The sequence below is a fragment of the Ruegeria atlantica genome (assembly GCF_013032455.1).
Taxonomy (GTDB): Bacteria; Pseudomonadota; Alphaproteobacteria; order Rhodobacterales; family Rhodobacteraceae; genus Ruegeria; species Ruegeria atlantica_B.
The window spans coordinates 244,443-271,039 of the sequence record NZ_WQCF01000006.1 but is presented as its reverse complement, the minus strand read 5'-3'; the positions used below and the strand labels follow the sequence as shown (position 1 = coordinate 271,039).

Annotated in this window: 26 protein-coding genes and 1 riboswitch; of the genes, 17 read left to right on the top strand and 9 right to left on the bottom strand. The window is 56.3% G+C overall.

Features of this window, described 5'->3' with window-relative positions:
* The first annotated feature begins 181 nt into the window (after nt 1–181).
* The 4 genes from GOW93_RS12845 to GOW93_RS12830 all read left to right on the top strand — a co-directional run bounded on the left by GOW93_RS12845 (nt 182) and on the right by GOW93_RS12830 (nt 4,615).
* Nucleotides 182–1,222 carry a YeiH family protein gene (locus GOW93_RS12845; RefSeq protein ID WP_170384697.1) on the top strand — a complete coding sequence of 347 codons (1,041 nt, stop codon included), beginning with the start codon at nt 182–184 and terminating at the stop codon, nt 1,220–1,222.
* A 73-nt stretch (nt 1,223–1,295) separates the two neighbouring features.
* Nucleotides 1,296–1,400, top strand: a riboswitch (TPP riboswitch).
* 32 nt (nt 1,401–1,432) lie between these two features.
* The gene (thiB, locus tag GOW93_RS12840; RefSeq protein WP_170384695.1) at nt 1,433–2,413 is read left to right on the top strand and encodes a thiamine ABC transporter substrate binding subunit; all 981 of its coding nucleotides are present in this window, start codon (nt 1,433–1,435) and stop codon (nt 2,411–2,413) included.
* Nucleotides 2,389–3,936 carry a thiamine/thiamine pyrophosphate ABC transporter permease ThiP gene (locus GOW93_RS12835; protein WP_170384693.1) on the top strand — a complete coding sequence of 516 codons (1,548 nt, stop codon included), beginning with the start codon at nt 2,389–2,391 and terminating at the stop codon, nt 3,934–3,936. Before thiB ends, GOW93_RS12835 begins: the two co-directional genes overlap by 25 nt.
* The gene (locus GOW93_RS12830; RefSeq protein WP_170384691.1) at nt 3,923–4,615 is read left to right on the top strand and encodes a thiamine ABC transporter ATP-binding protein; all 693 of its coding nucleotides are present in this window, start codon (nt 3,923–3,925) and stop codon (nt 4,613–4,615) included. The genes GOW93_RS12835 and GOW93_RS12830 overlap by 14 nt, the downstream gene beginning before the upstream one ends.
* A 68-nt stretch (nt 4,616–4,683) precedes the next feature.
* On the opposite strand, the gene GOW93_RS12825 is transcribed toward GOW93_RS12830, so the two are convergent.
* Nucleotides 4,684–5,430 carry a creatininase family protein gene (locus tag GOW93_RS12825; protein WP_170384689.1) on the bottom strand — a complete coding sequence of 249 codons (747 nt, stop codon included), beginning with the start codon at nt 5,428–5,430 and terminating at the stop codon, nt 4,684–4,686.
* Between the two features lie 69 nt (nt 5,431–5,499).
* On the opposite strand from GOW93_RS12825, the gene GOW93_RS12820 reads away from it, so the two are divergent.
* Entirely contained in the window at nt 5,500–6,108 is a 609-nt protein-coding gene (locus GOW93_RS12820) for a helix-turn-helix domain-containing protein (protein WP_170384687.1), read from the top strand.
* Between the two features lie 41 nt (nt 6,109–6,149).
* Here GOW93_RS12820 and GOW93_RS12815 read toward each other — a convergent pair whose 3' ends face one another.
* The gene (locus GOW93_RS12815; protein ID WP_170384685.1) at nt 6,150–6,920 is read right to left on the bottom strand and encodes a transporter substrate-binding domain-containing protein; all 771 of its coding nucleotides are present in this window, start codon (nt 6,918–6,920) and stop codon (nt 6,150–6,152) included.
* 121 nt (nt 6,921–7,041) lie between these two features.
* Between GOW93_RS12815 and GOW93_RS12810 the strand changes: the two genes are divergently transcribed.
* From GOW93_RS12810 to GOW93_RS12795, 4 genes are read left to right on the top strand one after another with little or no spacing between them, the layout of a single operon-like run.
* Entirely contained in the window at nt 7,042–7,782 is a 741-nt protein-coding gene (locus tag GOW93_RS12810; RefSeq protein ID WP_170384683.1) for an amino acid ABC transporter ATP-binding protein, read from the top strand.
* A 9-nt stretch (nt 7,783–7,791) separates the two neighbouring features.
* Complete coding sequence (locus GOW93_RS12805) at nt 7,792–8,550, top strand: amino acid ABC transporter permease (RefSeq protein ID WP_170384681.1); 759 nt, start codon at nt 7,792–7,794, stop codon at nt 8,548–8,550.
* A gap of 10 nt (nt 8,551–8,560) precedes the next feature.
* On the top strand, nt 8,561–8,896 hold the full coding sequence (locus GOW93_RS12800; RefSeq protein WP_170384679.1) for a carboxymuconolactone decarboxylase family protein: 336 nt from the start codon (nt 8,561–8,563) through the stop codon (nt 8,894–8,896).
* A gap of 4 nt (nt 8,897–8,900) precedes the next feature.
* Nucleotides 8,901–9,953 (top strand): aromatic ring-hydroxylating dioxygenase subunit alpha, encoded by a 1,053-nt coding sequence (locus tag GOW93_RS12795; protein WP_170384677.1) that lies wholly within the window; start codon nt 8,901–8,903, stop codon nt 9,951–9,953.
* 1 nt (nt 9,954) lies between these two features.
* On the opposite strand, the gene GOW93_RS12790 is transcribed toward GOW93_RS12795, so the two are convergent.
* Nucleotides 9,955–11,061: a hypothetical protein gene (locus GOW93_RS12790; protein WP_170384675.1), complete on the bottom strand. Its 1,107-nt coding sequence runs from the start codon at nt 11,059–11,061 to the stop codon at nt 9,955–9,957.
* 147 nt (nt 11,062–11,208) lie between these two features.
* Between GOW93_RS12790 and GOW93_RS12785 the strand changes: the two genes are divergently transcribed.
* Nucleotides 11,209–11,790, top strand: coding sequence for a carboxymuconolactone decarboxylase family protein (locus GOW93_RS12785; protein WP_170384673.1), 582 nt, complete (start codon nt 11,209–11,211; stop codon nt 11,788–11,790).
* 24 nt (nt 11,791–11,814) lie between these two features.
* On the opposite strand, the gene GOW93_RS12780 is transcribed toward GOW93_RS12785, so the two are convergent.
* Nucleotides 11,815–13,170: an MmgE/PrpD family protein gene (locus tag GOW93_RS12780; RefSeq protein ID WP_170384671.1), complete on the bottom strand. Its 1,356-nt coding sequence runs from the start codon at nt 13,168–13,170 to the stop codon at nt 11,815–11,817.
* A gap of 225 nt (nt 13,171–13,395) precedes the next feature.
* Here GOW93_RS12780 and GOW93_RS12775 point away from each other — a divergent pair, with 225 nt between their 5' ends.
* From GOW93_RS12775 to GOW93_RS12765, 3 genes are all read left to right on the top strand, one after another.
* The gene (locus GOW93_RS12775) at nt 13,396–14,292 is read left to right on the top strand and encodes a LysR substrate-binding domain-containing protein (protein WP_170384669.1); all 897 of its coding nucleotides are present in this window, start codon (nt 13,396–13,398) and stop codon (nt 14,290–14,292) included.
* Nucleotides 14,293–14,533: 241 nt separating this feature from the next.
* On the top strand, nt 14,534–15,748 hold the full coding sequence (locus GOW93_RS12770) for a pyridoxal phosphate-dependent aminotransferase (protein WP_170384667.1): 1,215 nt from the start codon (nt 14,534–14,536) through the stop codon (nt 15,746–15,748).
* A complete protein-coding gene (locus GOW93_RS12765; protein ID WP_170384665.1) occupies nt 15,745–16,173 on the top strand; it encodes a RidA family protein in 429 nt (142 codons plus the stop codon). Before GOW93_RS12770 ends, GOW93_RS12765 begins: the two co-directional genes overlap by 4 nt.
* Nucleotides 16,174–16,226: 53 nt before the next feature.
* On the opposite strand, the gene GOW93_RS12760 is transcribed toward GOW93_RS12765, so the two are convergent.
* Nucleotides 16,227–17,003 (bottom strand): FadR/GntR family transcriptional regulator, encoded by a 777-nt coding sequence (locus tag GOW93_RS12760; RefSeq protein ID WP_170384663.1) that lies wholly within the window; start codon nt 17,001–17,003, stop codon nt 16,227–16,229.
* A gap of 336 nt (nt 17,004–17,339) precedes the next feature.
* Between GOW93_RS12760 and GOW93_RS12755 the strand changes: the two genes are divergently transcribed.
* From GOW93_RS12755 to dld, 4 genes are all read left to right on the top strand, one after another.
* Entirely contained in the window at nt 17,340–18,389 is a 1,050-nt protein-coding gene (locus GOW93_RS12755; RefSeq protein ID WP_170384661.1) for a TRAP transporter substrate-binding protein, read from the top strand.
* 112 nt (nt 18,390–18,501) lie between these two features.
* Nucleotides 18,502–20,571 (top strand): TRAP transporter large permease subunit, encoded by a 2,070-nt coding sequence (locus tag GOW93_RS12750; protein WP_368039669.1) that lies wholly within the window; start codon nt 18,502–18,504, stop codon nt 20,569–20,571.
* A 12-nt stretch (nt 20,572–20,583) separates the two neighbouring features.
* Nucleotides 20,584–21,735: an alpha-hydroxy acid oxidase gene (locus tag GOW93_RS12745; RefSeq protein ID WP_170384657.1), complete on the top strand. Its 1,152-nt coding sequence runs from the start codon at nt 20,584–20,586 to the stop codon at nt 21,733–21,735.
* Between the two features lie 19 nt (nt 21,736–21,754).
* A complete protein-coding gene (gene dld / locus GOW93_RS12740) occupies nt 21,755–23,449 on the top strand; it encodes a D-lactate dehydrogenase (protein WP_170384655.1) in 1,695 nt (564 codons plus the stop codon).
* Between the two features lie 52 nt (nt 23,450–23,501).
* Here the strand turns inward: dld and GOW93_RS12735 are convergent, their stop codons facing one another.
* From GOW93_RS12735 to GOW93_RS12720, 4 genes are all read right to left on the bottom strand, one after another.
* On the bottom strand, nt 23,502–24,008 hold the full coding sequence (locus tag GOW93_RS12735) for a hypothetical protein (protein WP_254443531.1): 507 nt from the start codon (nt 24,006–24,008) through the stop codon (nt 23,502–23,504).
* Nucleotides 24,009–24,188: 180 nt separating this feature from the next.
* Entirely contained in the window at nt 24,189–24,776 is a 588-nt protein-coding gene (locus GOW93_RS12730; RefSeq protein ID WP_170384653.1) for a TetR/AcrR family transcriptional regulator, read from the bottom strand.
* Between the two features lie 4 nt (nt 24,777–24,780).
* A complete protein-coding gene (locus GOW93_RS12725) occupies nt 24,781–25,842 on the bottom strand; it encodes a flavin monoamine oxidase family protein (RefSeq protein WP_170384652.1) in 1,062 nt (353 codons plus the stop codon).
* Nucleotides 25,843–25,860: 18 nt separating this feature from the next.
* Entirely contained in the window at nt 25,861–26,529 is a 669-nt protein-coding gene (locus GOW93_RS12720) for a cupin domain-containing protein (RefSeq protein WP_170384650.1), read from the bottom strand.
* Between the last annotated feature and the right edge of the window lie 68 nt (nt 26,530–26,597).

Sequence of the window (26,597 nt, the reverse complement as noted above, 5' to 3'; positions counted from 1 at the left end):
ACTCGGTGAGCCCTTCCGCCGCGACGCAATGAAAAAACCCGTCGCCGTCGCAGGCATCGATGCCACAGACATGACACCGCAGGCAGAGGCGTAATCCAACCAGCAACTGTCCGGGTCAAATGTGACTCGGGCGGTTGTGGATGTGGCCAATTGACCATCCGATTGTGACAAAGGAAACAAGATGCAGGCGTTGAATGCATCCAAGTCGCCCTGGAGCTGGGCGCGGTCTTTCGTGCAGACAAACGGTCACGGTATCCTTGTATCCGTGGTTGTGGCGGTTGCCGCCAAATTTTTGTCTGAGCACTACGGCGCCCCGGCGATGCTGATGGCGCTGTTGCTGGGTATCGCATTTCATTTTCTGTCCGAGGACGATGCGGGCGGGTGTCGTGCTGGCATTGAATTTACGGCTCGAACGGTGTTGCGGTTTGGGGTCGCTCTTTTGGGCGCGCGTATCTCGATCGAACTGATGATGAACCTGGGAGCCGATCTGATCGTGGTTGTAATCGCTGGGGTTATTCTGACGATCCTGTTTGGCCTTCTGGGCGCGCGGCTGCTTGGACGTGGCTGGCGGTTCGGGGTGTTGACAGGCGGTTCGGTTGCGATCTGCGGCGCGTCCGCAGCGATGGCCCTGTCGGCCATTCTGCCCAAGAATGAGCATTCCGAGCGCAACCTGATCTTCACTGTGCTGTCAGTAACGGTGCTGTCGACCATCGCCATGATAGCTTACCCGATCCTGACCGAAGCCTTCAATTTTGACGATGACATATCAGGGGTGTTCCTGGGCGGCACCATCCACGACGTGGCGCAGGTGGTAGGCGCGGGATTCTCGGTGTCTGAGCAAACGGGTGAGGTTGCCACACTGGTTAAACTGATCCGCGTTGCTATGTTGGCCCCGGTAGTTCTGGTCGTCTCGTTCCTGGTGCGCCGCCACGCAGAGTTCAGCGAGGAAGATGGCAAGCGCCCGCCCATCCTGCCGATGTTCGTCGTCGGTTTTCTGATCTTCGCGGTTATGAATTCGATGGGTCTAATCCCCGAGTTTATTTCAACGGCCATGGCCAGCCTCAGCCGTTGGGCGCTGTTGATATCGATTGCCGCGGTGGGAATGAAAACGTCGCTCAAGCGAATTCTGGATGTAGGCGGTCAGGCCATCGCTTTGATCGTGGCCGAGACAGTCTTTATCGCAGTGCTTGTTCTGGTGGGCGTCTACCTCGTGCACTACTGACGATCTGGCCTGAAACTATCAGGCCAGACAAATACTAATCTGGTTGTAATTTGGTCTGTTCCGACCTACTCACAACTTCACCTCGGGGTGCGTGGCCTGCCGCGCTGAGATGCCATTGGCGAACCCGTTGAACCTGAACCGGCTAGAACCGGCGGAGGGAAAGGTAACGGTTTCATCCATCCTTGCCCTCTCGCCGCAATGGAGGATGACATGAAACATCTGATGATTGCTGCGGGATTACTGAGCGCAACTTCGGCCATGGCGGCCGATAAACCTCAGTTGACCGTTTACACCTATGACAGCTTTGTCTCGGACTGGGGTCCGGGGCCGCAGGTCAAAGAAGCTTTTGAGGCTGTGTGCGACTGCGAATTGAACCTTGTCGGCGTCGAGGATGGCGCGGCGCTGCTGTCCCGCATCCGTCTTGAGGGTGAAAACTCGGACGCGGATGTGGTGCTTGGTCTGGATACAAACCTAATCACCGCAGCCAAGGAAACCGGCTTGTTTGCACCCAGTTCGGTCAGCGCCGAGTACGCGCTTCCGATTGAATGGTCGGATGACGTCTTCGCGCCCTACGACTGGGGCTATTTCGCTTTTGTCCACAACGCGGACACCCCGGCACCCGCCAATTTCCGAGAGCTGGCCGAAGGTGATACCAAGATCATTATTCAGGATCCACGCTCATCGACGCCCGGTCTGGGGCTGCTGTTGTGGGTCGAAGCCGCCTATGGTGACGACGCACCCGAAGTCTGGGCAGGGTTAGCCGACAATATCGTAACCGTCACCAAAGGCTGGTCCGAGGCTTATGGCCTGTTTCTGGACGGCGAAGCGGATATGGTCCTGAGCTACACCACCTCGCCGGCCTATCACCTGATTGCTGAAGAAGACGCCAGCAAGGCAGCAGCAGCTTTTGACGAAGGTCACTATATGCAGGTTGAGGTTGCGGCAAAACTGGCCGGAACCGATCAACCAGAACTGGCGGATCAGTTTCTGGAGTTCATGGTTTCTGACACTTTCCAGCAGATTATTCCGACGACAAACTGGATGTATCCGGCAGTGACCCCGGCTTCGGGTCTGCCCGACGGGTTTGACACACTGATCACTCCGGAAAAATCTCTGCTGTTCAGTCCCGAAGAAGCCGCAGCAGTGCGGGATCAGGCGCTTGCGAAATGGCTGGGCGCGCTCAGCCAGTAAGCCCATGGCCGGGTGCTGGCGCGGCGGCTTTGGTCGCGGCGCTGATCTTGGGCACTTTGGCCGCTGTGGCCTTGCGTGCAGAAACATCAGCCGGGTTCGGCCCGGCTGACTGGGCTGCGTTGAGGTTTACGCTGGTGCAGGCGGTGTTGTCTGCGGTGTTCAGCGTGGCCTTGGCCATTCCGGTCGCGCGCGCACTTGCCCGGCGTCGATTTCCGGGCAGACGCGCTTTGATCGCATTGTTAGGAGCGCCTTTCATCTTGCCGGTCATCGTGGCGATCCTTGGATTGTTGCAGGTCTTTGGAAGGGCAGGTTGGATATCGGAGGTTTTGGGGTTGTTCGGCCTGTCGCCTCTGCGCATTTACGGGCTGCACGGCGTGGTCTTGGCTCATGTGTTTTTCAACCTGCCTCTGGCAACGCGCCTGATCCTGCAGGCATGGCAGGAAATCCCGGCTGAACGCTTTCGACTCGCTGCACAATTGGGCTGTAATGGTACAGCGATGTTTCGGCTGATCGAACTGCCCATGCTGAGGCGCATACTGCCGGGCGTTTTGGCTGTAATCTTCGCAATCTGCCTGACAAGCTTTGCTGTCGCGTTGACCCTCGGAGGAGGGCCGCGAGCAACAACAATCGAACTCGCGATCTATCAGGCCTTCACCTATGACTTCGATCTCGGCCGGGCGGCGCTGCTGTCCGCATTGCAACTGGCCCTGACCGTGGTCGCTGCACTGGCTGCGCTGAGGTTTTCACAGGGTGATGGGTTCGGTGCAGGGCTGGACCGCGCCATCCGCCGTTGGGACGGTGGGTCGCCCTTGTTCGATGTATTTTGGATTGGCACCGCTGCGGCGTTCCTGCTACTGCCATTGGCCGCAGTTGTCATATCTGGATTGGTCGGGTTGTTTGAGATGCCCGCCTTGGTATTTCGTGCCGCGTTGATCTCGGTTCTGGTCGCCGCAGCCAGTACAGCCGTTTTGTTGCTACTTGCGTTGCCAATGGCCACGGCCGTCGCAACCGGGCGCTATGGGATCGTGGAGCTTTGCGGTATTTTGGGGCTGGCGGCTTCGCCTTTGGTGATCGGGACGGGGTTGTTCATCCTAATTCGCCCGGTAGCCAACCCGACAACGCTGGCACTGCCGGTGACGGCGCTTGTGAACGCGGTCATGGCGCTGCCGTTTGCCCTACGCATTCTGGTACCCGCTGCGCAGGACGTGGTCACCCGGCATGGACGGCTGGCCCTGTCACTGGATATGGACAAGAAGACATTTTTTACTCGCGTTCTGCTGCCCCGCATGCAACCGCAAATACGCTTTGCCGCTGGCCTGTCGGCTGCCTTGTCGATGGGTGATCTGGGCGTTATTGCCCTGTTCGCCGATCCGCATATCGCAACACTCCCATTACAGATCTACCGTTTGATGGGCGCGTACCAGATGCAGGCCGCAGCCGGTGCGGCGTTGCTGCTGCTGCTCCTGTCGATGGGGGCATTCTGGTTGCTGGATCGAGGAGGGCGTTTGCATGCTGAAACTTGACGGTTGCCTCATCGAGAACGGAAGCTTTTCGCTGCAAGCCGATTTCACCGTCGAGACCGGCTCCAGCGTGGCTATTATCGGCCCCTCCGGGGCAGGAAAATCGACGCTACTTGAATCGATTGCCGGGTTTCGCGATTTGAAACGCGGGCAGATTCTCTGGAACCGAGGTCGAATATCTGATCTCTCCCCCGGGCAGCGTCCATTGGCGATCTTGTTCCAAGATGGCAATCTGTTTCCTCACCTGACAGTCGAACAGAATGTCGCCCTCGGGCTGCGTCCTAACGGTCGTTTGTCCGGTGACGAGCAAGCGGAAGTCCAAAATGCGCTGACCCGCGTGTCCCTCTTTGGTCTGGGCGGTCGCAAGCCCGCCGAACTGTCCGGTGGACAACAAAGCCGGATTGCGTTGGCTCGCGTCCTTGTGCAACGTCGCAAACTCTTGTTATTGGACGAACCCTTTGCAGCACTGGGACCAGCACTGAAGGCCGAAATGCTTGACCTCGTTGCCGGATTGGTAGCCGAAACTGGCACGACCCTGTTTATGGTCAGCCATGATCCACAAGACGCGCGCCGCATTACCAGCCATACTGTTCTGGTGGCGGATGAACGCGCACATCCGCCAGCATCGACAAAGGCTCTGTTGGACAACCCGCCACCCAGCCTGCGCGATTATTTGGGGTAGGTGTCGAACTGGTTCGGTGCAGGCGCTTCCACCACCAAAATTTTCTTCGGCAAGCTGCACAGAGAAATTCAAGGCAACCTAAGCCTGGCCTGAAATTCTTCGAATTCCTTCGCGACGCCAGAAGCACTTGCCGCTAACAACTTGTGCCCGTCTTCCGGGGTTGCCAAAGCCGAGTGTGATCCGACGCGGCCATCTGGGAACTGCGCACGATGTGCATCAGGCGGCCCATGCCGATCCCCTGAATGCTCACGCAGATACTCGGCGCTCAGGCGTTGCGGAGGATCAGAGGCTTCGTTGGGTGGAAGCGAACCCAGCAGGGCTTGCGTGATTGCAATTTCCGAAGGCGTCGCGTGCATGCCTTCCCATTCGCCGTAAAGATCTGACCGAAGTGCATTGACTGCTGCGGGTTCCCACCAACTGCGTATCATGCATCTGTCCACCGTCAGCTGTTCAACGATCCTTCGGAGCGGTTCCAGATTGGCGCCGTGACCGTTCACTATAAAAATACCCAAAAAACCCTGCGCCAAGCATCCCGAGATGACCTCGTGCGCCAGATTTTGGAATGCCTCTTCAGATACGGAAATCGTACCCGGGAAAGCGGTGTTAAATGGCGCGGGTGTATAGGCCAGTGGAGGTGCGACAATTGCACCGACCTTTTCTGCCGCAGCCAGCGCAACGGCGTTGGCGCAGATCGTATCCGTGCCGATCCGACCCATTGGCCCGTGTTGTTCGGTGGACCCGACCGGCAGTAGGATGGCGGCGCCTTCTTTGATACGGGTTTCCACCTCGTACCACGTCATGTTTTCAAGTTTCATTCGCACCCTCTCTGCCTTTGACCCTGAGTATCGCTTTTCCTTTTTGCACGACGGCACTAGGCTGAGCCAATGGAAGATTCACCTGTGATCGAGACCCGGAAACCACCTCTGGACCAGCTGATCGGAACCGCTGTGAAATCCCATCGGGTGCTGGCCGGTCTGACGCTGACGGAATTGTCGGCGCGGTCTGGTGTGTCCACGGCCATGATCTCGAAAATCGAGCGCGGTCAGGTGTCTGCATCTTTGAACTCTCTGGAAGCGTTGGCACAAGGTATCGGCGTGCCTTTGATCAACTTTTTTGCTGCAACTGTCGACCGTTCAGATGCGTCCTTTGTGGCGGCGGGTGAGGGGGTTACGGTTCGGCGCGTGGGCAGCGGGTATGGTCATAGCTACAAGCTGATAGGTCGGGCCGAAGCAAAACATGTGAGTTTCGAAAGCTTCAGCGTGACCCTCGAGGCGCCGCTGGACGCCCGCCCGCTCTACCAGCATCAAGGCGTTGAGTTCATTCATGTCACGGATGGAGAGATGGTCTATGGCTGCGGCGATGCCACCTATCACATGCGTCCGGGAGATAGTCTGAGCTTTGATTCAAACGCTGCGCATGGCCCGACCGAGCTGAAAACGGAGAAAGTCAGTTTTGTGACCGTAGTTGCCAAGGCTATTACCGGCGAAAACTAAAACGCCCGACTATTATAGCCGGGCGTTTTCCTTGATCTGAATTACAGACCCCATTTCTCTCTGTTTTGTTCAAAGAAGCCTTGGGCTTTTTTGACTTCGATCCAATTGTTCACATAGTTGATCCAGACCTGATCGCCCTGCGGCAGGATCATTGCAATCGGAGATGGTGAGCGCGGCCCCGCATTTTTTACCCGCTCAACCGGGAATTTCTCTTCCAGGGTCGCGCCTTCGATATTTGATGTGATGAACACATCTGCACGGCCGGCAATGACCTCTTGGAACCCGCGTGCGGGGGCCTCGACCACTTTGATGTCAGCATTGGGGAACCACTCGCGCACGCGCTTTTCAAAAGTGGTGCCCAAGGTTGTGGCAACCTTTACGTCCGGTTGGTTGATCGAGTCGTAACCATCGAACTTATCGGCCTTGTCCTTGGTTGTGTAGGGAAACAGTTCAACCGAGATGTAACTGTCCGAGAACCCGGCAACCTTCATGCGTGGCGGAGAAATGGAGGCTGAGCCGGTGAGGTGATATTTGCCCGCGACCACACCATTTACCAGCGTTTTCCAGTCGGTCGGCACGTATTCAACTTCAACCCCAAGATCGGTGGCCAGCTCGTTCATGATGTCAATATCATAGCCTTTATAGCTGTTTGTCGCGGGATCACGTAGGGACATGGGATTCCAGTCCCCTGTGGTGCCGACCTTCAAGACCCCTGAATCCAGTACTTCGTTCAACGCCGATTGCGCCTGAGCGGCCCCCGACAATACCACGCCAAGCGCAGCAACAGCTGCGGCTTTCCAAAATGTTTTCATCTTTGTCTCCCGTTGGTGGCGGTTAGGCCTTGCTGCCATATTGTTCCTTGATTTAAGCGCAAAGACAAAGATAACCTCAAGAAAATATTCCACTGTGAATAAAATAAGGGCAGTTCAGCCGATGCCAGACGCCGTGATCGAGCTTGTGAACGTAAACAAGTGGTATGACACATTTCACGTTCTCAAAGACATCAACCTGACAATCGACAGCGGTGAGAAAGTGGTCATCTGTGGCCCGTCCGGGTCAGGCAAATCAACCGTGGTTCGCTGTATCAACCAACTGGAAAAGCACCAGAAAGGCACCATCCGCGTTGATGGAGTCGAACTGACGGATGATCCGAAGTCAGCGGCTGCGATCCGATCCGAGGTTGGGATGGTATTTCAGCAATTCAACTTGTTCCCCCATCTGACCGTACTTGAGAATCTGACCCTTGGCCCGATTAAGGCACGCGGGCTCAGCCGCAAGGATGCCGAAGAGAAGGCCCGCCATTACCTGGAGCGCGTACATATCCCCGACCAGGCCGACAAACGTCCGCTCCAACTGTCCGGTGGCCAGCAGCAGCGCGTGGCCATTGCCCGATCCCTGTGCATGGAGCCGCGGGTTCTGTTGTTCGATGAACCCACCTCGGCGCTGGACCCCGAGATGATTTCCGAGGTTCTGGATGTAATGGTCGAACTGGCACAAGAGGGCATGACCATGGTGGTTGTCACCCACGAGATGGGTTTTGCCCGAAAAGTCGCTGACAAGATGATCTTCATGGATGCTGGTGAAATCGTGGAACAGGGCAAGCCTGAACATTTCTTCACCAACCCCGAATCCGAACGGTGCCGGAAGTTCCTCAGCCAGATTCTGCAGCACTAGGTGAGACCGATGAAAAAAATCCTGTTGATCTTGCCCCTGCTGTTGCTGACGGGTTGTTCTTCATCTCAGACTTGGGGTTGGTATGTGATCGACCCGACCACGCAATCGGGTTGGACCAATGTGAAATTCCTGATCTCGGGCATGGGCGCGACGATTCAGATTTCGCTGATCGCAGCTGTGCTGTCGATTGGCATCGGGTTGTTGGTGGCGCTGCCCGGCTTGTCGGAAAAGCGTGGCTGGCGGTTGATCAACCGTGTTTATGTGGAATTTGTCCGCTCGATTCCACTGCTGCCGATGCTGTTTTGGGTGTTTTACGGGCTGCCGATCGTGTTCCAGTCGATGGGCATGAATATTCCGATCGACCCGTTCTGGGGTGCGATCATCACTCTGGCAATCTCTGACAGCGCTTTCACTGCTGAAATTTACCGGGCAGGCATTCAATCCATTGCAAAGGGCCAAAGCGAAGCCGCGCGGACAATCGGGCTAAATTACGTGCAGACGATGCGTTACGTGATACTGCCGCAGGCGATCCGGCGTATCCTGCCGCCCCTGGCCAACCAGTTCATCTACATCGTCAAGATGAGCGCCTTTGCCAGTGTCATCGGCATGCAGGAACTCACCCGTCGGGCGAATGAGCTGGTGGTCACCGAATACCGCCCGCTGGAAATCTACACATTGCTGATCTTTGAATATCTGATCCTGGTTCTGATCATCAGTGCCGGTGTGCGCTGGTTGGAACGCCGCATGGGCGCGGATGAGCGCGGATAAGGAGGGCCTTATGGACTGGAAAGACTTCATTGCTGAGACCGAGGCCAATATCGGTAGCTTTTCAAAAGAGGTGCCTGATACTGTCCGTGGCTTTGGCATCATGGGTAAAGCGGCCAAAACTGACGGAGCGCTCAGCGAGAAAACCAAAGAGTTCATGGCCCTTGGCATTGCCGTGGCGACACGCTGTGACAGTTGCATCGGATTTCATGTGAAATCGCTGGTGCGTCTGGGTGCCACCCGCGAGGAACTATGCGAGGCACTGGCCATGGCAACCTATATGGGCGGTGGACCCTCGTTTGCCTACAGCGCCAAGGCGCTCAAGGCGTTTGATGTATTTTCGGAGTAGACAGATGCGCCCAGACCTGGCCGGAGCCGAAGGCTTTATCCGCAATTGCTGGTACGTGGCTGGCCGTAGCGAGGATTTCGGCCGCACCCTCAGCGCGGTGCGGATGCTGGATGAAGAGATTGTTATCTATCGCGACACCAAAGGCATGGCCATCGCGTTGGAGGATGCCTGCCCGCATCGCAAGCTGCCCCTGTCGCGCGGCACGATTGAAGGCGATCATGTGGTCTGCGGTTATCACGGGCTTACTTTTGGCTGCAGCGGGGAGTGCGTGAGCGCTCCGACCCAGTTGGACAATCCTCCACGCCGGGCGGCTGTGCATTCATATCCGGCCGAGGATCGCTGGGGGTTTTTGTGGCTGTGGATGGGTGACCCGGTGCAGGCCGATCGCAATGATATCATCGACATCCCGAACTTCGAAAGCCCGTCCTGGGGCAAGACGCAGACTGGTGCGATGGAGATGGCGTGCCATTACCTTTACATCATCGACAACCTGCTGGACCCAAGCCATGTCGCCTGGGTGCATCTGACCTCATTTGCGGGGGCTGGAACCGATAGTCGACCGTTGGATCTGGAAGAAACCGACGAGGGCGTGATCGTGTCCCGCTGGATCGCTGATGAGCCTGCGCCGCCCTACTACGCTCCGATCCTGCCTTTTGGTCCAAGCTGCGACCGCAAGCAGCATTATGAATGCCGTCTACCCTCGACCGCGATTAACATGTCGGTCTATACCCCGACAGGTGAGGGTGGGGCAGATCGCGAGCTGTCACCGAATGCTTTTGTAAACATATCGTATAATTTCATCACGCCGGTCGATGAACAGAACTCGCGTTATTTCTGGTTCCAGCACCGCAACATGCATGCGGACGACGTGGCCATGTCCCAGCGGATGTTTGACGGTGCAATAATGGCGTTCAACGAAGACAAGGACGTGCTGGAATATGTTCAGACCGGCATGGCGCGACGCAAAACCGGGTATATCAACCTGGGGCTGGATGTGGGCGCAATGCGCTTTCGGTCACGCGTTGCCAAACGGATCACTGAAGAAGCTGCGCCCTGACTTACTTGGCCGACAGGCGCCCGTCAGAGCTTTGGCCAACTTGCCGTTCAGGGGCGTCAAACACTGCTTTAATCGAAGGGTGCCGATCCAGAATTTCGTCGCCTCCGGGTATGGTTTCCGGTCGCAATACGCCCTTGTCCCACACGGCAACACCATCCACCCGGATCGTCGGGTCCAGGACATTCAGAGAAATTTCGCCCGGCGCGTAATCTCCGCAGGTGTGGAAATGCAGCAGCCGGGGATTTCCGAAGGCCGAACCGCTCCAGCGTTCATAATTTTCATACGCAGGGGTGGGATAAGCACATCCAGGGTGTATTCCCGCATGCCATGAGTGCATTGTCATCGGGTCCAGATCGAACATTTTGCCGACGGCTTCATAGTGCATTGTGGCACAATGCACGTCCATCTGGTGGCCCGAAAACCCGGTAAGTGTGTTGTCTTTGAAATGTACCGCAAGTGGTTCGCGCAATGTGCAGCCGTAGGGTTCATAGAACTTCGACCCGGTACCCACGAGAAATCCGTCCTGTATCAAAGTGCCGGAAAACCCTTGCGCCGGAACCGGGGCAAATACCGACATTGGAAACCGCGCTACGCTGACATCTGCTGCTCCCGCCTTTGGATAGGCTGCCCCGGGGCCGGAGAAATCCGTACCCAACGGGCATGTGACCTGAATCCGTGTCGCGGTAGCCATTAGCGCATTCACGGCATCCTTTAGCGCCACAAAACCAAAATAATCGGCCCGCCCAAACCCTGACGCCAGCATTCCCGCATCCACCACGTAGGACATGATAGGGCGAATGTCGCTCATCCCGGCGTCAAAGCGGATCTGATCCCCGGTGCGTGACAAGAACAACGTACGATCGGCAGATTTCATTGACGCGATCAGACCATCTGGCAACGCCCCGCCCATTGGGTCAAACGGAATGGTCTGAACAGATGTTTCTATTCCGTGTTGCCGGGCGCAATCCACAACCGCCTGACAGAGATCGGCATAGTAATACCCCAGGCTGGGATCTTCACAGAGTACCAGCAACCGGTCACCCGCCTTTAGGCCACCACATTCAAGCAACAGGTTTTCTGCTCCGGTGCGCAAATCCGGGTTTCTCATGATCGTGGCTTTCAACAGTGTTCGGTCAGAATTTACACTGATCACATTCCTGTGATCCACTAAAATGTCGCCACAGGAAAATTTTTTACTGACACTCCGCGTTCCGTTGTTCATATGATGATCCCATCACAGACAGGAGACGCCGAAATGAGCGCTTGGATCGAAATGGTCTCGGACGAACAGGCCGAGGGCCGCCTGAAAGAGCTGTTGGATAAGGCTCGGACCCCTCATGGGACCGTGGACACTGTGATGCGCGTTCACTCACTTCGGCCCGAGACGATGAACGGGCACGTGACGCTTTATCGTTCCGTCCTGCATTCCAAAGACAATGTGCTGCCCTTTTGGTTTCTTGAGGTGGTGGCCAGCTATACCTCGATCCTGAATGACTGCACCTATTCTCTGACCCATCATTTCATGAATGTGCGCAACTTGCTAAAGGATCAGCCCCGCAGCGACCGCATTTTTGTAGCCCTCAAGGCGCAGCGGCCCGAGAATGAATTCGAGGGTAAAGAACTTGCGCTTTTGCGTTATGCGGCCAAGCTTACGACCGATGTGGGAAAAATGGTAAAATCCGATTTTGAGGCGCTCAAAATCGAAGGGTGTTCGGATGGCGAAATCCTCGAGGTCAATCAGGTCTGCGCCTATTTCAACTACTCGAACCGGTTGCTCAACGGGCTCGGCGCCACAACCGATAACGATGTGATCGGGTATTACAAAAGCGATGACTGACCGCTTGCTTCACCTGGGAGTTCGCTAACCGAACTTGGGCGCGTCATAGATCAGTGCACCTAGGTCCGAAAACTTTAAGGTTGGATCAGTTAAACTTAGCGCTACATCTCGAATGGCCGCGGCCCGGCCCTTGCCCAAGGACGGCGTGGCGAATTCCATGAATTTGTCGACGATTTCGGATTGATCCATTGGGGCTTCGGGGCCACCGCGCGCGTGGACATCCCCCGAGTTCAACACGCGCCCATTGTTTAGCGTCATGCTAACATCGGCAACGCGGCTTGTGGGGAAACGTTTCGAATGGCGCGCGTCTTCAGCCACGGAAATGCGTTCGATAATCGACGCCACCATAGGATCGGACAGTCCCGCCCCGGTGATATGTTCAACACCGATCCGCCCATAAGCCATCATCGTGGCGACGGCAAAAGGCAGGGAATATTGCGCCTTTGAGGTATCGTCAGGCATACCCTGGAATAGACAGGCGCTTTCGTGGAACGTGTTGACCTGAACCGAGGCGATGTCCGAATGGCTCAGATGATGTTCTTTGATCAGCGAACGAGTGGCGTCGATGGCAGCGTGCGCCCATCGGCAGATCGGGTAGGGCTTCACATATTGATGCTCCATCTGCCAGAACTGGCCTAGGTCTTGCCAGTGCGGGGCGGCCTCCTCTGCCTCGACGGTGATGGCGGGTGCTCCGGTAAAGCCTTTCTCGGCCAATATTGCCGCCGAGATTCCTACCAGTGCGCCGCAGCCCGAGCCGTCATGCAGCATGGTGGGGTTGGCAATCTCGCGCATCATCTGGCTGCGGGGGCCGTGATATTCGGCGATGCCCATCGCCTCTCGCATCTGTTCCGGGCTAAGTCCGCGCATACGTGCGGCGACGGCAACAACCCCCAAAGCGTTCCATGCGCCCGAGGTGTGGTAATCGCTGGCGGTATTGTGCAGCGAGATGCCCGCACGCCCGGCGACCTCGTACCCGATGGTCACGGCTGCCAATGCTTCTGGCCCTGAGAAATCCGGAACCGTTTCAGCCAAAGCAGCAAGGGCAGGAATAACAACGACACCGATATGGCCTTTTGTGGGGTTGTACCCATCATGCCCGTCTAGATTGTCGGTTTGGGTGGCTGCGGCATAGGCCGCCCCGGCCACGCTGACCCGGCGACCGTCAAACAACATTCGTGCGCCAAGTGTATCCTCACCCGCGCCGTAAAGCGCCAGTGCCGCTTCCCGTGCAATTGTGCCCGCTGTCATCGGACCCGACCCGATTGTAATGCCTAATGTATCCAACAGCATCAGCGCCGCCGCATTCAGCGTCGTATCCGGAATATCCCCAGCTGTGCTGCCGAGTGCGAAGTCTGCAACCTTTTGAAATGTTTCCACCACAGCCAGCCTGCTTGTCTTGGAGTTTGGGACAATATGCTTGCAATCCAATCTAGGTGAAATTGAACCAAGCGGCACGAAAACAATCCTTGGGCTATGGCGCTGGATTTATTGTGGTTGTCAGTTTCGTTGTGCCGCGAACAAGACAATTCTAAAGTCGCAAATGAACTAGAGGGTCCGTTCTGACCGGCTTAATCAATGTAGTATCAGCCTCGGAATACGCCAAATATGATGAACCTGCCTCACCTGTCCTTTCTCCGTTCCTTTGAGGCGGCCGCTCGGCATCTGAGCTTCACAAGCGCGGCGGAAGAGCTGAACTGCACCCAGTCCGCTGTCAGCAATCACGTGCGGTCGCTGGAAGAGTTCATCAAACGGCCCCTTTTCGTTCGCCACCCGCGTTCCTTGTCCCTGACCGATGTCGGCAGGGCCTACCTGCCGTCCGTGCGCCACGCGCTGCAAGAGATCGACGCGGCCACACAATCGATTGTGCTGCGCTCGCATACCCGCACCGTAGTCGTCTCGTGCCCGATCAGCCTGGCAGAGAATTGGTTGCCGAACGTCATTCAGGGGTTTTCACAGGAGCACCCGGATATTGCCCTGACTGTTCACGGCACGATCTGGACGGATGTAGAGCCAAACGTGTCGGATGTATCTATCACGATCAACCATGTGGATGATGTGGCGGATGGGCTGACGCGCTTGTGGGTGGACAAGCTGACCGTGGTTTGCGCCCCCGGATTTACGGTCAATGGGGATCCTTTGACCCATCCCGAACAACTGGACGACGCGCCGCTGATACATATCCTTGGCCGCCCCGCCTATTGGGAAAAAATCGCTGCCGCGTTCGGTCTTGAAGATCTGAACCTCAAAGAGGGGCAGCGAACCAATGTGTCCAACCTCGCGTTAGAGCTGGCGGCGAAATCTCTGGGATGTGTCGCGTTGCCGAAATCACTGGTACGGTCCTATGTGGATCGGGGGCTGCTGGTCGAGCCGCTGGAAATTGATCTGGACAGCCCTTGGGCCTACTACGCCAAATTGCAAGAGAAATCGGTAACCCCTGCTGTTCGTCTTTTTCAGGATTGGCTTTTGCAGATGGCGACCGAAACGGATGCTGTGATCCGATGATCCGAGATGGGGCGTTCTTTATGGTCCAAGGCCTGATCACCCTTCTATCCCAGTTGTCTGGATCGTTTTACCAAGCTTTTGCGAAGAGCTTTTCCATGGCTTCTAATACGCTACACAGCCATAGCGGGCGTCAGTTTCCCGACCCGTGTCGTATTCGCAAACGAACCGAGATTTTCCGCCTTGTACCCATTTCGAGGCGACGTGACCCCAGAGTGATAACATCTGAAAATAGGTGGAATTGATGCCGAATATTCTTGAGAAATTTGCGAAAATGGCGACCGAGAATGCCCCCGGACAGGAAGCGCGGCACGACGACGGGCATCTACATACCATTATGGTGGGCGACGTTTTGCCCGGTGAGCCGGTGGATTTTTCACACGGTGATGTAGATGCGCATGCGCCGACGCCCGGCGCCCGCGAGATTTGGAACGAAGGATACGACGCGGGTGGTTGTCAGGCCTATACCGAATATCGGGGTCTGGCTGAAATCCGCGATGGTGTCGCCCGGCGGCTTGCTGCATTCACGGGTGCGCCGGTTGATCCGGTACATGAGCTGATCATCACCCCGGGCACTCAGGGCGCTTTGTTTCTGGCGCTTGGGGCTACGGTCGATACGGGCACTAAGGTAGCCATTATCGAGCCTGATTATTTTGCCAATCGTAAACTGGTTACCTTTTTTGGAGGCACCATTTTACCTGTTGGCCTGCGCTATCAGGGGGCAGATGATGAGACCGGGCTTGATCTTGAGGCGCTTGAGCAGGCATTTCAGGGTGGGGCAGAGGTTTTGGTTTTTTCGAACCCGAACAACCCGACCGGTTTCGTATATTCTCAGCACGAGATTCAGGCGATGGCCAAACTTGCGGCGCAATACAGTGTCACCGTAGTTGCCGACCAACTGTATTCCCGCCTGCTATATTCTGACGCGCAGTTCACCCATTTTCGCGCCTGCGACACTTGCCCCAAGAATGTCATCACAATCATGGGCCCATCCAAAACCGAGTCACTCAGCGGTTTTCGACTAGGTGTGGCATTCGGAACAGCTGCGATCGTCGACCGGATGGAGAAATTGCAGGCCGTCGTGTCGCTGCGGGCGGCGGGGTACAATCAACGCGTGCTAGAGACTTGGTTTAATGAGCCCGAAGGCTGGATGGCGGATCGGGTCGCGCAACATCAGGCCATTCGCGACGATCTGCTACAGATTTTCAACTCGGCAGGTCTGCCGACAACAATACCTCAGGCGGGAAGTTACCTGTTTCCGCGGCTACCGGAACTGACTGTATCGCCGGTTGATTTTGTGCGGCTACTTCGTCTGCAGGCAGGCGTTATTGTCACCCCAGGTTCTGAGTTTGCACCCTGGACCGCCAACAGCGTTCGCCTGAACTTTTCGCAAGACCACGCAAAGGCCGTTGCGGCGGCTAAGCGGATCGTGACTATGGTTGAAAGGTACAAGCAATGACGCTCAAGGTTCCACCGCCCCAAGGATTTTACAATCCGGTCGCACGGTACGGGGATATTGTCTTTACCTCGGGGATGACACCGCGTCAGGACGGCAAGTTGTTGTTTTCCGGTGCAATCAAGGTAAACGATACACCGGATCAGCACCGTGAAGCCGTTCGCTTGGCGGCGCAGAATGCGCTGATGGCAGCACGCTCAGGCCTGACCAAAGGTGAGAAGCTGGGAGTGATCCTGCAACTCCAGGTCTTTCTGAATTGTGAGCCGGGCTTTGCCGCGCATCCTCAGGTGGCGAATTTTGCTTCGGAGTATCTGGCGGAAGAATTGGGCGCGGCCAGTATTGGCAGCCGTGCGGCGATTGGGGTTTCATCCCTACCGTCAAATGCCACTGTCGAGATCACGCTTACAGTGGCGGTTGATCGTCCATAATGCTTTGGCGTCGGCCGTTCACCACTTCATGGCGATTTGCGCGGTTTCGAAAGTTACCGTTCAGATAACAATCGGCGCTTTTCGGCCATGGCTTCGCGGCGGCTGCGTTCGATACCCAATCTGAAGGACTCTTCGACAAAATCGATATGATCGGTGGCAGCTTTGGCGGCGCGTTCTTCATCTCCGTCGATTACTGCCCGACCCAGTTCCAAGTGCTGCGCCAAAAGTTGGCGCCCTGTACCGTCAATCGTTTTCAGAAAGTCGCGGTTGTAGAATACACCTCTTCGGGTGAGTTCATAGATCGAAGCCATGATATGGATCAGGGTCGCATTTTGACTGGCGTCCACGATTGCCGAATGCAGAGCAAAGTCAGCTTCCTGTGCGGCTTTAGTATCGTTGTCCCGCCAGGCACGCTCATTTTCGGTCAGAATTTCTTCGATCCGCTCTTTGTCCGCTTTGGTTGCCCGCCGTGCTGCCAAGCGGGCCGCAAAACTCTCTTGCTCGCGCCGGTATTCTAGATAGTCGAAAAAGGCGGGCTCATGCCGTTCGTACAGCGCCAGAAGTGCGGGCATCATCGCTTGGCCGGTCAGGGCGGCGACAAAGGTGCCTTCCCCATGCTGAGTTGTAACTAGACCGCGTTCTTCCAGAATGGCCAGAGCCTCGCGCAACTTTGGGCGGGACACGCGCAACATCTCGGCCAGATCCCTTTCAGATGGCAGTTTGCGCCCCTGTTTCAGAATGCCCGAGGCAATCAAGTCCTCGATCTGCGCCACCACGGCGTCGGCCAGCGATTCGTGTCCAACAGGTTCAAATATTGCTGAGGGGCTCATGACGGTTTGCCTTAAATAGCTGCCAGCTCAAAGGTTACTGGTAAATAAATATAACCATATTGGACGAATATTCAAGCGACACAGGAGGCTCGCACTGAATGCGGCAGTATTATGATTTCACTGAAGAAACAGTGAGAATTATTTTCTAACTGCTTTTTTAAACTCAGTGACAAACTTCTTCTCGAAGTCGTGCGTTTAATAATGGAAGAATGCCAGTGGTAAATAAAATTGTTGACTGGTTTGTAATGGTAAAGTTAGTTTACCACCGGAGCGGCGCTGGAAGAGCCTGCGCCATTGATTGGGGTAGATACCCCGACCAACCCTGGAGGAGATTTTATGAAAAAGACCCTGACGAGCCTCGCCGTGGCAGCCAGCCTACTGGCCGCACCTGCGGTTGCCGCTGACAAGCTGCTGCTGAAAACACCGATTGCTTTTTCGACTGAGCTGCCGGGCCTCGGGTCGCCGATCCCGCGTGTGGCCGAACAGCTGAACGTGATGTCTGGCGGCACGCTGAAGATGAAAGTGTATGAGCCGGGCAAACTGGTTCCGCCGTTCGAAATTCTGGACGCTGTGTCCACAGGCAAGATCAACTCGGGCTACACCACGGCTGGGTACTGGGCGGGTAAAATCCCGGCTGCACCGCTGTTTTCTGCGGTTCCCTTCGGTCCTGAGGCGGGCGAATACATGGCGTGGCTGTACTACGGCAACGGTTTGACGCTGTATCAAGAGATGTATGATCAGGCTGGCTATAACGTCCACGTTCTGCCTTGCGCGATCATTGCGCCTGAAACTTCGGGCTGGTTCGCATCCGAGATCAACGCGCCTGAAGACCTGAACGGACTGAAGATGCGTTTCTTCGGTCTGGGCGGTAAGGTGATGCAGAAACTGGGCGTGGCGACCTCGCTGCTGCCGGGTGGTGAGATATTCCCCGCGCTGGAAAAAGGCGCCATCGACGCGACCGAGTTCTCGATGCCAGCCATTGACGCGCGTCTGGGCTTCCACAAGCTGGTGAAGTTCAACTACTTCCCCGGCTGGCACCAGCAAGCGACCGTGTTCGAACTGCTGATCAACAAGGACGTCTGGAATGAAACCAGCGACCAGCACAAGGCGATCATCGAAAGCGCCTGTAAGGCTTCGATGGCTGACAGCTTTGCCGAAGGTGAAGCCATCCAGCACGCGGCTCTGATCGACAATGTTGAAAACAACGGTGTCACCATCAAGCAATGGTCGCCCGAGATGCTGGATACCTTCCGTGCGACTTGGGAAGAAGTTGCCGCAGAAGAAGCAGCAAACGACGCCTATTTTGCGAAAGTCCTGGCCGACATGAAAGAATTCCGTGACGGCTACGACCTGTGGAAAACCAACGCTTTCCTCCCGCGTCAGTAACCTCCCACGCTGACGAAACCGGGGCGGCGGTGCCCGTCGCTCCGGTTCTTTTTTCCTGAACTTCGGAATTTCTAACCTTTCACTGCCCGCGCGCCGGGCTGCTGAGCGAGGAATGACCATGGCCAATCAAAAGAACCTCAACGATCCGGTCGAAGCCTATGAGGGCATCCTGGAACACCCCGAGACTGACCGTCAGAAGATAGCTGTCGCGATCGACTCGAGCGTAAAAGCAATCGGCCATGTGGTCATGTGGGCAAACGTGTTGCTGATGGGGGCGATTTTCGCTCAGGTCTCGCTGCGCTATCTGTTCAGCCAAAACTATCCCAAGTTGGATGAGATCCAGTGGCACTTCTACGGCATCGTCACGATGATCGGCATTTCCTATGCCTTGATCACCGATAGCCATGTGCGGGTCGACGTGTTGCACATGCAGCTTTCACGTCGCGCGCAGCGAGTGATTGAAGTGATCGGCATCCTGACCCTACTAACCCCGTTCATCTATCTGATAGTGGATCAGGGATATGACTATTTCTACGAAAGTTTCCGCGTTAACGAGCGCTCGGACAGCCCCACCGGACTGCCTGCACGTTGGGCCTTCAAGGCGGTCATTCCGATCAGTTTCATTCTGCTGGCGCTGGCGGCACTTGCGCGATTGATCCACGACGGGCACGCGTTGCTGTACGGACCGGAGTCCGAACGTGAAGGCGCGCCGCTGCGCCGGATACTGCTGGTGCTGGCCGTGTTTGCCGCCGTCTGCGTCGGCCTGACCTTCTTGGTTGAAACGACCGAGGAAAAGCTGGTCATCGCGATGTTCCTGACCTTCATCGCGCTGCTGTTCACCGGTTACCCGGTGGCTTGGGTTCTGGCCGGTGTAGGCGTGGCTTATTGCGGTCTGGCCTATCTGTTCGACAATGATCTGATGCTGTGGACCGGGTTAGAGAGCACCTTCACCGGGCTCGACTACCTGACCCTCGGTGCCGTGGTGAACCGCGTCTATGCGACCATGTCTAACGCGGTTCTGGTTGCCCTGCCGATGTTCATCTTCATGGGCCTGATGCTGGACGAATCCGGTGTGGCCGAGCGTTTGATGTCTTCGATGCAGCGTCTCTTCGGTACGGTGCGTGGTGGGTTGGCAATCACGGTGACCCTGATCGGGATCATTCTGGCGGCTTCGACCGGCATCATCGGTGCGTCTGTCGTCCTGCTGGGTGTGCTGTCGCTGCCGTCGATGATACAGCAGAAATACCAACCGACGCTGGCGGCTGGCGTGGTCTCAGCTTCCGGTACGCTGGGCATTCTGATCCCGCCGTCGATCATGCTGGTGATCATGGCCGACCAGATGGCTCTTTCGGTCGGTGATCTGTTTATGGCAGCGGTCTTCCCCGGTGTGATCATCGGTGGCCTGTACCTGACATATATCTTCATCCTCGCACTGGTGAAGCGCGACGCGGCCCCCGTGCCCGAAGGTGCCACGGCCCCTGATTGGGCCGCGGTGAAGGATGTGCTGATCGCCGTAATCCCGACGCTGATGTTGATCCTTGCCGTGCTTGGTTCCATTTTTGCCGGTCTGACCACTCCTACCGAAGCCTCGGGCATCGGTGCGCTGGGTGCGACACTGCTGGCTCTGGGGTATCGTAAACTGACCTTCGCCAAGCTGTGGAACGTGCTGGTCTCGACCTTCAACACCACCGCTTATATCTTCGCGATCTTCCTTGGCGCGACCGTATTCTCGTATGTACTGCGGGAATTGGGTGGCGATGAACTGATCGAACATGTGGTGCAGTCCACCGGCTTTGGTGCCAACGGGACGATCCTGTTCATCCTGTTCATCGTCTTCCTGCTGGGTTTCGTGTTGGACTGGATCGAGATTACGCTGATTGTGCTGCCCCTGATGCGCCCAATCGTGAACGGCCTTGGCATCGACATCCCCGGCTTTGGCGTTCTGGATGAGCCCGCACTGGTGTGGTTCGTGATCCTTGTCGCGGTGACGCTGCAAACCAGCTTCCTGACACCTCCAGTAGGCTTTGCCTTGTTCTATCTCAAAGGCGTTTGCCCGCCAGAGATTAAACTGACGCATATCTATAAGGGCATTATCCCCTTTGTCCTACTGCAATTGACCGGTCTGGCGCTTGTCTTCCTGTGGCCGACACTTGCCACCTGGCTGCCTTCGGTCGCCTACTAAGGAGATCTCGTGATGCGTCTAAACCAATGTCATAACTTCCACGATTTCCGGCGGCTGGCCAAACAGAGGCTGCCGGGACCGATCTTCAACTATATTGATGGCGGTGCCGATGATGAGGTGACGTATCGGGAAAACACCAATGCGTTTGACCGCTGCGATTTGCTGCCTTCGGTCCTGCGCGGGGTGTCCGAGGTGGACATGTCTGTCACGGTGATGGGGCAAAAGCTGGATATGCCGGTCTATTGCTCGCCGACAGCATTGCAGCGCCTGTTTCACCATCAGGGTGAACGCGCAGTTGCGGCAGCCGCCGAGAAATACGGAACCATGTTTGGGGTCTCATCGCTGGGCACTGTTTCGCTGGAAGAACTGCGGCAAAAGCACAAGAACCCCCAAGTTTACCAATTCTATTTCCACAAGGATCGCGGCCTGAACACCGCAATGATGAAGCGCGCCAAGGAAGCGGGTGTCGAGGTGATGATGCTGACCGTCGACAGCATCACTGGTGGCAATCGGGAGCGTGACCTGCGAACTGGTTTCTCGATCCCATTCCGCCTGACACTTAGCGGTATGATCCAATTCGCGATTAAGCCGATGTGGGGGATCAACTATGTCACCCACGAAAAATTCCGCCTGCCACAGTTGGAAGAACACGTGGATATGGGTGGTGGAGCAAGCTCGATCGGTGGGTACTTTACTGACATGCTGGATCCGTCGATGAACTGGGATGACGTGGCGCAAATGGTGCGTGACTGGGATGGTCAATTCTGCCTCAAGGGCATCATGACCGTCGAAGACGCCAAGCGCGCGGCTGAGATCGGTTGTACTGGCATCATTCTGTCGAACCACGGTGGCCGCCAGCTGGACGGTTCGCGCACGCCCTTCGATCAATTGTCCGAGATCGTGGATGCTGTCGGAGACAAGCTGGACGTGATGATGGACAGCGGTATCCAGCGGGGAACCCATGTACTCAAGGCATTGTCGATAGGCGCTAAGGCGGTTGGGGTCGGGCGGCACTACTTGTATCCGCTGGCCGCGGCAGGGCAGGCGGGTGTCGAGCGTGCCTTAGGTCTGATGCGGGCCGAGATCGAACGCGATATGAAACTGATGGGCGTTACCTGCGTCGACCAACTGAGCCGCGAAAATATCCGTTTCCGCAACGTTTGAACCCAAGACGAGGGCTGCTATGACCAACGACGAATTGATTAGACATTTTCGCTCAATCGTCGGTTCGCGCCACGTTTTAACGGGCGAGCGTGCAACAGAAAGGTTTCGGCGCGGTTTCCGTTCGGGTGAGGGTGAGGCCCTATGTGTCATCCAGCCCGGCAGCCTGCTTGAGCAGTGGAAGGTGCTGCAAGCTTGCGTCGCGGCGGACAAAATCGTCATCATGCAAGCCGCCAACACCGGCCTGACCGAGGGCTCAACCCCGTCGGGCAGCTATGACCGGGACGTGGTGCTGATCAACACGCGCAGGATGGATACTCTGGTGTCGTTGAACAATGGCGAACAGATTGTCAGCTTTCCTGGTGCCACGCTATTTGCGTTGGAAAAACTGCTGGCCCCGCTGGGGCGCGAACCACATTCGGTGATCGGTTCATCCTGCATCGGGGCGTCGATCGTGGGCGGGGTTTGCAACAACTCCGGCGGGTCGCTGGTAGAGCGGGGACCTGTCTATACCGAGCTGTCCCTCTATGCACAGATCAACGAGCGCGGCGAACTGGAACTGGTCAACCACTTGGGTATTGACCTAGGCGACACACCCGAGGCGATCCTTGCCAGTCTCGACGCAGGCACGTTTGACCGGAACCCGGGGGCCACGAACAAGCGCGCGTCGGCCAGTGACTATGCGCAGATCGTGCGAGACGTCGATGCCCAAACGCCTGCCCGTTTCAACGCGGACAAGGCCAAATTATTCGAATCTGCAGGTTCCGCTGGTAAACTGGCAGTCTTCGCGGTGCGCCTTGATACGTTCCCGAAGAATGAGGCCGAAAAGGTCTTTTACATAGGCACCAATGCTCCCGGCGATCTGGCGGCCTTGCGTCGGCACATTCTGTCCGAGTTCAAATCCCTACCAGTTTCCGCCGAGTACATGCAGCGCGAAGTTTTCGACATTACTGCGAAATACGGCAAAGATACGGTGGTGATGATCGACAAGCTGGGCACCGATCGACTGCCGATGTTCTTTGCCATGAAGGGCGCGGTCGATGCGCGGCTTCGACGTATCCCGTTTCTACGCAACTTCACCGATCGCTTCATGCAGATGGCAGTGTCACTTTGGCCTCGGGTCCTGCCGAAACGGATGGTGGCGTTCCGGGATCGCTATGAGCACCATTTGATCCTGAAAATGAAAGACGAGGGGATTGCTGAAGCCGCGAATTGGTTGCCATCATTCCTGAAAGACCGCGACGCAGATTTTTTTGAATGCTCCGTTCGTGAAGCCAAGATCGCGGGCTTGCACCGCTTTGCCGCCGCTGGTGCCGCCGTACGCTATATGGCAATCCACGCAAATGAGGTTGAGGACATCATTGCACTGGATGTCGCGCTTCGTCGAAACGATCAGGATTGGCTTGAAAAGCTGCCGCCTGAGATCGACGACCACTTGGTTCACAAGCTCTATTACGGTCATTTCATGTGCCACGTGATGCATCAGGATTACGTGGTTAAAAAGGGCGCTGATCCCAAGGCGCTGAAAGCGGCGATGCTTGAGCTGTTCGATAAGCGCGGTGCAGAGTATCCGGCAGAACACAATGTTGGCCATCTCTACAAGGCGAAACCCGATCTGGCGGCGCATTACAAATGTTGCGATCCGACCAACTCGTTCAACCCCGGGATCGGCAAGATGTCCAAAGCACGGAACTATGGCCGAGAGAACTTGACCTAAATGCTGTTGTTTGAACTGGCCGGACGGTTGCACATCCGGCCAGATAAACGGTTTACGACCAGCGCTCAATCAGGCGGATGACCCAGACCAGGACGATGCCATAGAGCACATGCCCAGCCAGCGCGACCCAAGTGATGCCTGTGAAGTTCAGAAAGAATGGCAGGCCAGCAATGGCCGTGATGCCGCCGATGGCAAAGACCCAAAGCCCGAACCCATAGATCGCCGAGCCCAAAAATATGTGGCGGCCTTTGAAGATCGACGTCCAGATTGGGTTAAAGATGTACAGCCAGCCGATCGGATAGCCTATCAGACCTACAAGATAAAAATGGACGAAATAGCCGGCAAAATCGCCGTTGGGCAGGCCCAATGTTCCTAGCAGGCTGCGTGCCAGACCATGCGGTGACAGGTTGGCAAAACCCAACGCTGGGCTAATCAGCTGCCCCCACAGGTCAAACGCGTTTGAGGCAAAGAAACCGGAAATAAACATCATTCCCAAAAGCGGGATGTCGAACCTTGGGAATAGTCCCGTGGAAGCTTTCGAACTGTCTGACATCGTCATGGGTAGCCTTTCATTCCGCTAACGTTGTTTTCCGCCCTTAAATCGGGAACCAGAGGCTGAATTCAACGCATTGAAAGAGCTTTCACGCACAGGTGACAACAATCGGGTTTTTGAAACAAACAGGCGTTGTCATTAAACCTCTTGAAATTTGAGGTCCGCATTTGGTTCTTGTGAGTGATTTTACTGCTGATCTTGAGCAGCGCCATGACACCGGATTTTCAAAAGAGACATTGCTTCGTCAAAAGGCTGTATCTCTTCAGCTGCACGGGCCGTCAGGTGCGCGCCTTCCAGCAGGGCCAGAGCAGCGTGGGCCTCTGCCCTTGGTGCACTTACATGCGCAATAGTCTTATCCTGCATCCCCAGTATGAAAATCGCCTCGATCCTCTTGGTCATCATAGTGTGAAATGTTTTAAGTTTATCAATAACGTCCGCAGACAGGCTTTCGCGGCTGCTTATCAACGCGACACACAAGCACAGTGTTTTGCCGTTGTTCAGGGCGTTGCGATATAGTTGGATCAGGGCCAGAAGCTGGTCGGATCCAATGTCATAGGTGGTTTCGATTTTCTGGCATTCGTTCTCAAGTACAGCGTGGTACCGGTCCATCAACGTGGCAGACAGGGCTGCTTTGGTGGGGAAATGGTAATGGACGGATGCCTTCCGAATCCCGACGGCTTCGGCCAGATCGGCATAGCTGAACCCGTCGAACCCACGTGCGCGGGCCGCATGTTCGGCCACGTCCAGCAAAGCGGTTTTGGTATCGCGTACCATACTCTTAAACCTTTTCTGTTTCGATCTGTTCAAATGCGTTTTCCGCAGCCTCAAGTGCCCCTTCCAGATACCCGCCAAACTGCGCTGCAACCTCGGTGCCGGAAAAGATCAGGCGGGCTTCCCACATGCGATCCAGAGCACGTGGCAAGCCATATTGCGGATGCGTAAAAACGGGTTGGTGATCAAGTGGCGTAGCGGTGTAGGGGTCAAACGCCCAATCCATGATCCGTAAAGAGGTGGGAGCGGCAGCTTCTGGTCCGAAAAGCCGGATCAACTGCTCCAACAGCGCCTGCCGCAAAGGTTTTTCATCTTGTCGGGCCTGTGGCGGAATCCCAATGAAACCGAACAGGGCAAAGGGGCCACCTTTGGCAGGCGACGCATCGTGCAGCTCCACCATTGGGCCACGGCGGCTGATAGCATCGCCAGACAGTCCGGCGTCACGCCAGAAAGGGGTATCGTAGGTTGCGATGGCCTTGGCGTGCCCGGCCATCCAAGTTGCAATCCCGTTCATGGCATCCAGCGCGGTCAGAGGCGGGGCGGGTGAGAATGCAATCTGACTGGCGAGCCGGGGTGGCAAAGCCAGAACCACCTTTTGCGCCTGAATCGTCAAGCCGTTATCCGAGATGGCGGTAATACCATCGATATTTCGGTTCAGTGCGATGATTGGCGTTGATAATTTAAGCCGAGTCGCGGAAAGTTTGGCGGCCAGTGCATCAGTCAACGCAGCCATCCCACCATGAACACGGTAGGACCCTTGCATCGAGGCAAATCCGCGGCCCGTCTCGACGTGTCCGAGGGCATCTTCAAACCTGAGCGCGCCGTCCGAAAATTGCTCGAACCACGTTAGACCCAATTGATCAATCAAAGCGGCGATGCGTGGCTGCCCCGGCCAAAACCACGCCGGACCGAGGTCAAAATAGCCGCCCTCGCGCAGCTCGGTCAGAACACGACCGCCGGGGCGATCCCTCGCTTCCACCAACAGGATATCATGGCCGCGCTCTGACAACTGCGTAGCAAGGTTAAGGCCTGAGAGCCCGGCGCCGATGATTAATATCTGTGTTTCCACTTTTTGGCCCAGTCAAAGTTATACTTCTGGTGCTTTGGCAAAAGGCAAATGACCGGATTTCACCCAAACCTTTGCGCCTTCAGGGCCAGCAGTGCCTGACAGTTTTTCGCCCTCGGGCAAACGCAGCCAGCCGGTCGCGTGCAAAACATCTTTTCCGACTGTGATCGTACCGTCTATGACCAGAAGCTCGGTGCCGCCCGCGGCGTCTGAGGCAAAGGTTGTGTCCGGCTCAAGGTGGCCGTAGGTGACGACCTCCCTCGCGTCTCTGTGTAGGACCGCCGTCGCCAAACCGTTCTCCGGGGCGGGCAGCTCGTCCGTCATGTTTTTGCGGAACTGGTTGCGGTCCTGCATGTCGAACTGCCAAAGTTTGACGAAAATGGTGCAGCCAGATTCAGACCCTGGCGTGTGCGATGTCGTGGGCGGATTGCGCACATAGGTACCGGCGGGATAGTCGCCGTGTTCGTCCTGAAAGACACCCTCAAGCACGATGAATTCCTCTCCGCCTGTATGAGTGTGGGCCGAAAAATGGCTGCCCGGTGCATAGCGTACGATAGTGGTTGCGCGGGCGACTTCGCCACCGATGCGGTCCAACATGCGCCGGTCCACGCCTTTCATCGGCGAGGCTTGCCATTCAAGTTGATCCGAATGAACAACGACGCGGGAAGAGAAGTCCGAGTTAAGTTCCATGAGGGTATGGTTCCTTTTGACAGCGGGATTTCAATGGCATCACTCATCAGAGGATTGCGCTCGCATTA